This window comes from Kribbella sp. NBC_00382 (assembly GCF_036067295.1).
In the GTDB taxonomy this organism is placed as follows: Bacteria; Actinomycetota; Actinomycetes; order Propionibacteriales; family Kribbellaceae; genus Kribbella.
On the sequence record NZ_CP107954.1, the window covers coordinates 5,414,013 to 5,424,063 of the forward strand.

Sequence of the window (10,051 nt, forward strand, 5' to 3'; positions counted from 1 at the left end):
TCGGAGCATGAGCAACCTGGACGAGCATCCCACTGAAGGCGTGTGTGGTGGCGAGGGCGCCGAGGGGCCGGTGGTCGAGCGGCTCGAGGCCCGGGAGGTCGTACTCGGGCGGACGACTAAGGTACGGCGGTTGCTGCCGAACAAGAACCGCCGGATGGTCGGCGCCTGGTGCTTCGTCGACCACTACGGGCCCGATGACCTGACGGCCCGCGTCGACTCGTACGACGTACCGGGGGAGCGCGGCATGCTCGTGCCGCCGCATCCGCACACCAGCCTGCAGACGGTGAGCTGGCTGTTCGAGGGCGAGATCGAGCATCGCGACAGCGCCGGCTCCCACGCGATGGTCCGCCCCGGCGAACTCAACATCATGACCGCAGGCAACGGCATCGCCCACTCCGAGGTCTCGCTACCCGACGGCCCACCAATGCTCCACGGCGCCCAACTCTGGGTCGCTCTCCCCGACTCCCAGCGCACCACCGTCACCCCACACTTCAATGCCTACGCCGACCTGCCGACGCTCGACCTCGACGGTGCTCACGGCACGGTCATGATCGGTACGGTCGCCGGCATCACCTCACCGGCACCCGCGTACACCCCCCTCGTCGGCGCCGACATCCAACTCGACGCCGCCCGCCCCGACGACTCCGGCCGCACCGACGCCGGCCGCTCCACCACCGACCCGGGCCGCGTCGTCACCATCCCGCTCACTCCAGCCTTCGAGTACGCCGTCCTGGTGGTCGCCGGCTCATTGACCACCGGCGACCTTACGGCCGGCTTCGGCGAGATGCTCTACCTAGGCGCCGGCCGCGAAGCCATCGACCTGACCGGCGACGCCCGCTTCCTCCTCCTCGGCGGCGAGCCCTTCGAGGAGCAACTCGTCATGTGGTGGAACTTCATCGGCCGCTCCCACGAGGAAATCGTTGCCGCCCGCAACGACTGGATGGCCTCGATCGACGCCCACGGCACCGACCGTTTCCCCGCCGTCCCCGGCTACGACGGCGACGCCCTCCCCGCACCGCCGCTGCCGGCCACCCGCCTCAAACCCCGCCCGCGCTCCCGCTAGCCCGGACCGCCACCACACACCAACCCCGCGCAGGCTCAGTCGGCTGAGCGCGGGGAGGCAGAAACCGGGTGCCCCGAGGGAGGTTGGTGAGTGCTGGCGGTCCGGCGCCGCCAGTAGGCCCAGGTGAGTACCAGCAGCGCGGGACCCCAGAGCTGCAGCGGCGCATAGCAACTGATCATCAACGCCGCCGCGGCGTCACTCGAGAACGGGATGAAGTCGCGGCTGAAGACGTCCCGGAAGCCATAGGTCCAGATCGCGATCAGCGCCAGCCCACCGAGCGTCGCCGGGATGATCGCGGCGTACGGCGCCACCCGCCGCCCACCAATCCACGGAATCCACCGCGGAACCACCTCACCCCACCCCTTGACCATCCCGAAGGCAGTCAGTGCGACCGCCTCCGAGAACAGCGTCAGACAAACGATGTAGACGCCTTGGCCAACGCTCTCCACCTGCGCCGGCCGCCGGTTGTCATCCAGCATCCCCATCGACGACCCGGCGACGAGGCCGAGCCGCCACAGCCCGGACGGCAGCGTCAACAGCGGGATCACATGCGCCAGGCGGTAGGCCCAGCGTGGTACGGGATGCTCGGTCATGACACCGAGCATCCCGGGCCAGGCGGCTCAGGTCCTCACTCCGCAAAGGGATTCGGCTCCCTCCGGAGAGGGGTCAGCGTCCCGCGTGGCGGCGGATCCAAGGGGCTAGGAAGTAGAGGACGATCGCGAAGGCGATGGTGACGATCGCCAGGCCGCCGAAGTAGGCGGTGTCCGAGGAGCCTTCAGTCGCCTGCACGAGCTGGGCGGTGATCGCCTGTCCGGCTGCCGGCGCAAGGAACCACAGCGCCATCATCTGGCTGGTGAACGCCTTCGGTGCCAGCAAGGTCGTCGCAGCCAGGCCGACGGGGGAGAGGAACAACTCACCGAGCGTCTGGATGACGTAAACAAGAACCAGCCACAGCGGTGACGCCAAAGACTCTCCCGCGACCGACGACGCCAGCGACATCACCGCGAAGGAGATGCCGGCGAAGAGCAGGCCGGTGGCGAACTTCTGGCCGATGCTGGGACCGCGGTCGCCAAGCTTGATCCAGATCACCGCGAACACCGGCGCCAGCACGATGATGCTGAACGGGTTCACCGACTGGAAAAACTCGGGCGTGATCGAGATGCCGAGCACCTCGAGACGAGTCCGGTCAGCGGCGAAGGTGGTCAGCGTGGTCGCGGCCTGCTCGAAGACCATGAAGAACAGCATCGCCGCGATGAAGAGCGGGATGTACGCCCGCACCCGGCGGCGCTCGTCGGGCTCGACCAACGGGCTGCGCAGCAGCATGGTGAAGTACGCGATCGGCGCCAGGAAGCACAGGTACGAGATCGCGTCGACCACCGGCTTCGGCCCGACGCCGCCGGAACTCCAAGCGGACAAGGCGAAAACGATCCCGAGCAGGGCCAGCACGGCGACGGTGATCTTGATCATCGTCGGCCGGTCCTCGACCGTGAGCGGGTTCGGCGGGGTGTCGCCGCGACCGTGCAGCGTGCGGCGGCCGAGCAGGTACGCGATCAAGGCCAGCGTCATACCGACCGCGGCCGCCGCGAAGGCGACGTGGAAGCCGAAGTTCCGGCGCAGGAAGCCGACCACGAACGGCGCGCTGAACGAGCCGATGTTGATCCCCATGTAGAAGATCGAGAACGCCGAGTCGCGCCGGCTGTCGTCCTTCGCATACAGACTGCCGACCATCGTCGACACGTTCGGCTTCAGCAAGCCGGTGCCGAGGGCAACCAACGCGATACCGACGTAGGCCAGCCCCTCGACCGGGATCGCCAGGCACAGATGCCCGGCCACGATCACGGTACCGCCGTACAGCACCGTCCGCCGCGCCCCGAACACCCGGTCGGCGAACCAGCCGCCGAGCACCGAGAGCAGGTAGACCGACGCCCCGTAGATCGAGACGACCGCCTGGCCGAGCGACTCCCCGAGCCCGAGCCCGTGCGCCTTGTCGGTCAGGTAGAGCAGCAGGATCGCGCGCATCCCGTAGTAGCTGAACCGCTCCCACAACTCGGTGGTGAACAGCGTCATCAACCCTCGCGGATGCCCGAAGAACTGCTTCTCCTCGGACTCCACCTGTTGCGTTCCCGACACGCTCGGCTACTCCTTGTCACTCGAAAACCTTGCCCTTGACGGTAGTCGGTTGGCTTTGCCAACGACCAGTCGGGGAGTGTCCAGCGGTTGAGACGCCGTCGACGGAGCGTAAATGTCCAGTAACTTCATAGACATTGAGGTAATAGCCATCAGCCCCCACACCCGGAACGAGGACCCTTCCATGAGCACCGAGACACATGCACTTTCCACCATCACCCCGACAACGCCCGAGCAATGGATCCAGCGGGCCGCCGAGGTCGCCGCGATCCTGGCCGTCGACGCTGTCGAACGCGACCGGGCCGGCGCCACGCCGTACGACGAAGTGCGGTTGCTCAAGGAGTCCGGGCTCGTCACGCTGCTCGGGCCGACCGAGCACGGCGGTGGTGGGCAGACCTGGCCGACGGCGTACCAGGTGATCCGGACGGTCGCCACCGCCGATGGGTCGATCGGGCAACTCCTCGGCTATCACCTGCTCTGGTTCTGGGCCGCGCGGCTGGTCGGTACGAAGGAACAGATCGCGCACGTCGAGGCGGAAGCCACCAAGAACAAGTGGTTCTTCGGGGGAGCGGTCAACCCGCGGGACTCCGATGTCGTGGTGGCCGACGAGGGCAGCACGATCGTCTTCAACGGCCGCAAGAGCTTCTCGACCGGCAGCAAGGTCTCCGACGTCACCGTGCTCGAAGGAACTCTGCTCGACAGTGGGACGCATGTTTTCGCGATCGTGCCGTCGGACATCGAGGGGCTGACCTTCCACGACGACTGGGACAACCTCGGCCAGCGGCTGACCGAGAGCGGCAGTGTGAGCCTCAACCATGTCCGCGTCGGCTGGGACCAAGCGGCCGGCTTCGTCGGCAAGACCTTCGAGCCGCGCGTCTACAACACCCTGAACGTCCCGACCATCCAGCTCGTGTTCGTGAATTTCTACCTCGGCATCGCCCGGGGCGCGCTGGAAACAGCGCTCACCTACACTCGGGAGAAGAGCCGTTCCTGGCTGCACGGCGGTTACTCGACGGCGGCCGAAGAGCCTTATGTCATTGACGTGTACGGCGATCTGCAGGCGAAACTCTGGGCCGTCGAGGCACTCGCCGATGCCGTCGCGCTGGAGGGCCAACGGATCCACGAGAACGCCTGGGACGTGACTGCCGAGCAGCGTGGCGAGCACGAAGTACGGGTGGCGGCGGTGAAGGCTCGGGCGACTGAGGTGGCGCTCGAGGTGACGAACCGGATCTTCGAGGTGACGGGGGCGCGGTCGACGGCATCGCAGGAGGGGCTTGACCGGTTCTGGCGCAACGTGCGGACGCACACCCTGCACGATCCGGTCGCCTATAAGCGGCGCGAGGTCGGGCGGCACCTGCTGACCGGCGAGCTGCCCGAGCCGACCTGGTACTCCTGATGACGACGGAGCGGGTGTCGGATCAGACCAAGTTCGCGTACTGGGTGCCGAACGTCAGCGGCGGCCTGGTCACCAGCGACATCGAGCAGCGGACCGGCTGGGACTACGAGTACAACAAGTTGCTGGCGCAGACGGCTGAGCGAGTCGGGTTCGAGTATGCGCTGAGCCAGGTTCGCTACATGGCCAGCTACGGCGCGGAGTACCAGCACGAGTCGACCACGTTCAGTTTGGCGTTGCTGCTGGCAACCGAAAAGCTCAAGGTGATCGCGGCGGTTCATCCGGGGTTGTGGCAACCCGGCGTACTGGCGAAGCTCGGGGCGACGGCGGATCACCTGTCCAACGGGCGGTTCGCGGTCAACGTGGTCAGCGGGTGGTTCAAGGGAGAGTTCACCGCGCTGGGGGAGCCGTGGCTGGAGCACGACGAGCGGTACCGGCGGTCGGCGGAGTTCCTGCAGGTACTGCGCAAGATCTGGACCGAGGACGACGTGGAGTTCGCCGGTGACTTCTACCGGTTCCGCGACTTCACGCTGAAACCCAAGCCCTTGGTGGTTCCCGAGCTCTTCCAGGGCGGCAACTCGGCCGCGGCGCGCGACAACGCGGGCAAGTACTCCGACTGGTACTTCTCCAACGGCAAGGACTTCGACGGCGTCACCGAGCAGCTGCTCGACGTCCGGCGGACCGCGCGGGCGGCCGGACGGGAGGTGAAGTTCGGGCTGAACGGGTTCGTCATCGCCCGGGACACCGAGAAGGAAGCGCGCGAGGTGCTCCGCGAGATCGTTGCCAAGGCCAACAAGCCGGCCGTCGAGGGGTTCCGTCAAGCCGTCTCCCAGGCCGGCGCGTCGTCGCCCGAGGGCAAGGGGATGTGGGCGGACTCGTCGTTCGAGGACCTGGTCCAGTACAACGACGGCTTCAGCACCCAGCTGATCGGCACGCCCGAGCAGATCGCCGAACGCATCGTCGCCTACCGGCGCCGCGGCGTCGACCTCATCCTGGCCGGCTTCCTCCACTTCCAGGAGGAGATCGAGTACTTCGGCAGCCGGGTCCTCCCGCTGGTCAGAGAACTCGAAGCGGCCGCCGCCCAACCCGAGCTGGAACTCGCTACGGTGTGAAAAGAAGCGGGCCACCCCTGTCGGAGTGGCCCGCTTCGCTGTGTCCGGAGCTGACTAGGCGCCGGCGCCCTCTTGCTTGACTCCGGCGACCGCGGTCGGGTCGTCGATCCGGTACTTGCGGGCAGCCTCGGCGGCGACCTCGCGCTTGACCTCGCCGCGCTTGGCGAGGACCTCCAGGGCGGCGGCGACGATCGACTCGGCGTCCACCTGGAAGTGCCGGCGAGCCGCCGCACGGGTGTCGGCCAGGCCCCAGCCGTCGGTACCCAGCGACGTGTAGTCGTTCGGCACCCAGCGGGAGATCTGGTCCTGGACCGCGCGCATGAAGTCGCTGACCGCGACGACCGGGCCCTTGGTGTCCTTCAGCTGCGAGGTGATGAACGGGACCCGCTCGTCCTCGTCCGGGTGCAGCAGGTTGTACTGCTCCACCGCGATGGCCTCGCGACGCAGCTCGTTCCAGCTCGTCACCGACCAGATGTCGGCGGCGACCGAGTACTCCTCGGCGAGGATCTGCTGCGCCTTGCGGATCCACGGCAGCGCGACACCCGAGCCGAGCAGCTGGACCCGCGGTACGTCGTCGCCCGAGGCCGTCTCGTACTCGTTGAAGCGGTACATGCCCTTGAGCAGGGCCGCCACGTCGAGGTCGGCGGGCTCGGCCGGCTGCGCGACCGGCTCGTTGTAGACGGTGAGGTAGTAGAAGACGTCCTCGCCGTACGGCTTGTCCTTGTCCAGCCCGTAGCCGTACATCCGGCGCAGGCCGTCCTTGACGATGTGCGCGACCTCGTAGGCGAACGCGGGGTCGTAGTGCACGGCCGCCGGGTTCGACGAGGCGAGCAGCGGCGAGTGGCCGTCCGCGTGCTGCAGACCTTCACCCGTCAGCGTCGTCCGGCCCGCGGTCGCGCCGATCAGGAAGCCGCGGCCGAGCTGGTCGCCGAGCGCCCAGAGCTGGTCGCCGGTGCGCTGGAACCCGAACATCGAGTAGAAGATGTAGAACGGGATCATCGGCTCGCCGTGCGTCGCGTACGCCGTACCGGCGGCGATCATCGAGCCCATCGCGCCGGCCTCGCTGATGCCCTCGTGCAGCAGTTGACCCTTCTCCGACTCCTTGTAAGCGAGGAGCAGGTTGCGGTCGACGGCCTCGTACGTCTGCCCGTGCGGCGAATAGATCTTCGCCGTCGGGAACATCGAGTCCATTCCGAAGGTCCGGTACTCGTCCGGGGCGATCGGCACGATCCGGTGCCCGATCTCCGGGTCCTTCATCAGGTCGCGGAACAGCCGGACGAGCGCCATCGTGGTCGCCACCGGCGTCTTCTCGTTGCCCTTGGCCAGCGGCTTGTAGACGTCGTCACCAGGCAGCTTCAGCGTCTTCGGCCGGACCCTGCGCTCGGGCAGGAAGCCGCCGAGCTGCGAACGCCGCTCCATCATGTACTGGTACTCCGGCGAGTCCTTGCCGGGGTGGAAGTACGGCGGGTTGTAGGCGTCCTCGAGGTCCTTGTCCTCGATCGGCAGGTAGAGCCGGTCGCGGAAGGTCTTCAGGTCGTCCGAGGTGAGCTTCTTCATCTGGTGGGTCGCGTTGCGGCCCTCCAGCGCCTCGATCGTCCAGCCCTTGACGGTCTGGGCCAGGATGACGGTCGGCTGGCCGACGTGCTCCTTGGCGCTCTTGAAGGCCGCGTAGACCTTGCGGTAGTCGTGCCCACCACGGGGCAGCTTGCGCAGGTCCTCGTCCGACAGGTTCCGGACCATCGCCTGCAGCCGCTGGTCGCCGCCGAAGAAGTTGTTCCGGATGTACTCGCCGGACTCGACCGAGTAGGTCTGGAACTGGCCGTCCGGGGTGGTGTTCATCTTGTTCACCAGGGCGCCGTCGTGGTCCTGCGCGAGCAGCGCGTCCCACTCCCGGCCCCAGACCACCTTGATGACGTTCCAGCCGGCGCCGCGGAAGTACGCCTCGAGTTCCTGGATCACCTTGCCGTTGCCGCGGACCGGGCCGTCCAGCTGCTGCAGGTTGCAGTTGACCACGAAGGTCAGGTTGTCGAGCTCCTCGCGGGCGGCCAGGCCGATCGCGCCGAGCGACTCCGGCTCGCCCATCTCGCCGTCACCGAGGAACGTCCAGACGTGCTGGTCGCTGGTGTCCTTGATGCCGCGGTTGTGCAGGTACCGGTTGAAGCGCGCCTGGTAGATCGAGTCCAGCGCCGCCAGACCCATCGAGACCGTCGGGTACTCCCAGAAGTCGGGCATCAGCCGCGGGTGCGGGTACGACGACAGGCCCTGGTGCGGGCCGCGGGAGACCTCCTGGCGGAAACCGTCCAGCTGGTCGGCCGTCAGCCGGCCCTCGAGGAAGGCGCGGGCGTACATACCGGGGGAGGCGTGGCCCTGGATGAAGATCTGGTCGCCACCGCCCGGGTGGTCCTTGCCCCGGAAGAAGTGGTTGAAGCCGACCTCGTACAGGCTGGCCGCCGACTGGTAGGTGGCGATGTGGCCGCCGACCTCCAGGCCCTTGCGGTTGGCCTTGCTGACCATCACCGCGGCGTTCCACCGGATGAAGGCCCGGATCCGCCGCTCGATGTGCTCGTCACCGGGGAACCACGGCTCGCGCTCGGGCGGGATCGAGTTGATGTAGTCCGTGCTCCGCAGCGCGGGCACCCCCACCTGTCGCTCCCGGGCTCGCTCGATCAGCTTGAGCATCAGGTAGCGCGCTCGCGCCTTGCCGCGTTCGTCCAGCACGGCGTCGAGCGACTCGACCCACTCGCGGGTCTCGTCGGGGTCGATGTCGGGGAGCTGGGTGGGCATCCCCTCGGTGATGATGGCTGGTGGTTCGTGTCCGGAAGCCACGGGTGTCCTGCCTGTCTGTCTAGTCGGTCCTACTCCAGTGCTGAGTGATCGGAGCACTGGTAATCCTGTCACCTGACCGGAATGCGTTCTACCTGGCCTCCACAACCTCCCCCGATCTCGCCTGATCGGGTGGGTCCTACCGGACACGCGCCGTGTCCGACATGCGGATACCGGACACGCCACGGAACCCTCGTGCATACTTGCGCGACGCGGTAGGCCACGATGGACTACTGCTACTGACGCCTACCCCCGCACACCGGGGACGACGGAGGAGGACACGTGAGCGCGACCGCGGACCACGCGGACGGCAAGAGCGGCGAGCCGAACATGGCGAGCCGCCTCGGCTTCGAGAGCGGCACGGTCGTGCTGGAGCTCGGCTACGACGACGACTGTGACGACGCCTTCCGCGACGCCATCGTGGAACTGACCGGTGAGGAATTCACCGGCGACGACCCGGACGACGCAGTCGATGTCGTCCTGCTCTGGTTCCGTGAGGACGACGGGGATCTGGTCGACGCCCTGTTCGAGACGCTGACCGACCTGAAGGCCGGCGGAGCCGTCTGGCTGATGACTCCCAAGGTCGGCCGGGAGGGCTATGTCGACGCGGCGGAGATCGCCGAGGCGGCGCCGACGGCCGGGATGCAGACCACCAGCAGCCTGAGCGCGACCCCGGACTGGTCGGCGACGAAGTTGGTGCTGCCGAAGTCGCCCAAGGTCAGGAAGTGACTGCACGGTGACTGGCGTCGTCGTCCCTCGGGTCGGCAGCCAGGCACCGGACTTCACCGCCCGTAACCAGCACGGCGAGCAGTTCCGGCTCTCGGAGTACCGGGGCCGGCGCGACGTCGTCCTGGTGTTCTACCCGTATGCCTTCAGCAGGGTGTGCACGAGCGAACTCGGCGCGCTCCGCGACCGGCCCGAGCTGCTGGCCGGCGCGGAGTTCGTGGGGATCTCGTGCGACCCGATGTTCACGCTCCGCGCGTACGCCGAGGCGGAACGGCTGGAGTTCGGGCTGCTCAGCGACTTCTGGCCGCACGGTGCGATCGCCTCGGAGTACGGGGTGTTCGACAGCGACCGGGGCTGCGCTCTGCGCGGGACGTTCGTGGTCGACCAGGCCGGCCTCGTGCGCTGGTCGGTGGTGAACGAGATCGGCGCGGCCCGCGACCCGGACGAGTACGCGGAGGCGTTGGCAAGTCTTCGCCCCGATCTCGGTTAGACTTTCCGCTCCGCCTTTCACCCGGCGGAACGAGGGCGCTTAGCTCAGCGGTAGAGCGCTTCCCTTACAAGGAAGATGTCGGGGGTTCGATCCCCTCAGCGCCCACCCCTCATCCCTGCTGACTTTCTTAACAGTCAGCTGCCGGAACTGCTTCGGCCAGGTCACATTTCGGCTGGTAAGGTTCCCGTTCGTCGGCTCACGCGATGACGCACCGGGACCACTCGGTCACCCTCTTCGCGCGGCGCCGGCAACGGGGCTTTCTGTCGATACCAGCGAGACGGGCATGCCCTGAGCCCGGCTCCGTCCAGTTGGGGAGG

The 10,051-nt window shown here is 67.6% G+C and carries 8 protein-coding genes and 1 tRNA gene; 6 read left to right on the top strand and 3 right to left on the bottom strand.

The genetic code is table 11. From position 1 onward, the window contains the following. Positions 1-7: 7 nt before the first annotated feature. Positions 8-1,063 (top strand): pirin family protein, encoded by a 1,056-nt coding sequence (locus tag OHA70_RS26005; protein WP_328322072.1) that lies wholly within the window; start codon positions 8-10, stop codon positions 1,061-1,063. A 35-nt stretch (positions 1,064-1,098) separates the two neighbouring features. Here the strand turns inward: OHA70_RS26005 and OHA70_RS26010 are convergent, their stop codons facing one another. Then, the gene (locus OHA70_RS26010; RefSeq protein WP_328322075.1) at positions 1,099-1,656 is read right to left on the bottom strand and encodes a hypothetical protein; all 558 of its coding nucleotides are present in this window, start codon (positions 1,654-1,656) and stop codon (positions 1,099-1,101) included. Between the two features lie 73 nt (positions 1,657-1,729). Further along, the gene (locus OHA70_RS26015) at positions 1,730-3,193 is read right to left on the bottom strand and encodes a peptide MFS transporter (RefSeq protein ID WP_328322077.1); all 1,464 of its coding nucleotides are present in this window, start codon (positions 3,191-3,193) and stop codon (positions 1,730-1,732) included. Positions 3,194-3,374: 181 nt separating this feature from the next. On the opposite strand from OHA70_RS26015, the gene OHA70_RS26020 reads away from it, so the two are divergent. Both OHA70_RS26020 and sfnG read left to right on the top strand, forming a co-directional pair. After that, positions 3,375-4,586, top strand: a complete 1,212-nt coding sequence (locus OHA70_RS26020) for an acyl-CoA dehydrogenase family protein (RefSeq protein ID WP_328322079.1) — start codon at positions 3,375-3,377, stop codon at positions 4,584-4,586. After that, positions 4,586-5,695 (top strand): dimethylsulfone monooxygenase SfnG, encoded by a 1,110-nt coding sequence (gene sfnG, locus OHA70_RS26025; RefSeq protein ID WP_328322081.1) that lies wholly within the window; start codon positions 4,586-4,588, stop codon positions 5,693-5,695. The genes OHA70_RS26020 and sfnG overlap by 1 nt, the downstream gene beginning before the upstream one ends. Before the next feature lie 54 nt (positions 5,696-5,749). Here sfnG and aceE read toward each other — a convergent pair whose 3' ends face one another. Then, positions 5,750-8,521, bottom strand: coding sequence for a pyruvate dehydrogenase (acetyl-transferring), homodimeric type (gene aceE / locus OHA70_RS26030; protein WP_442913844.1), 2,772 nt, complete (start codon positions 8,519-8,521; stop codon positions 5,750-5,752). A gap of 279 nt (positions 8,522-8,800) precedes the next feature. Here aceE and OHA70_RS26035 point away from each other — a divergent pair, with 279 nt between their 5' ends. From OHA70_RS26035 to OHA70_RS26045, 3 genes are all read left to right on the top strand, one after another. Beyond that, complete coding sequence (locus OHA70_RS26035) at positions 8,801-9,247, top strand: DUF3052 domain-containing protein (protein WP_328322083.1); 447 nt, start codon at positions 8,801-8,803, stop codon at positions 9,245-9,247. A 7-nt stretch (positions 9,248-9,254) separates the two neighbouring features. Then, positions 9,255-9,734, top strand: coding sequence for a peroxiredoxin (locus tag OHA70_RS26040; RefSeq protein ID WP_328322085.1), 480 nt, complete (start codon positions 9,255-9,257; stop codon positions 9,732-9,734). Between the two features lie 33 nt (positions 9,735-9,767). After that, positions 9,768-9,839: transfer RNA gene (locus tag OHA70_RS26045), tRNA-Val, on the top strand. The last annotated feature ends 212 nt before the right edge of the window (positions 9,840-10,051 follow it).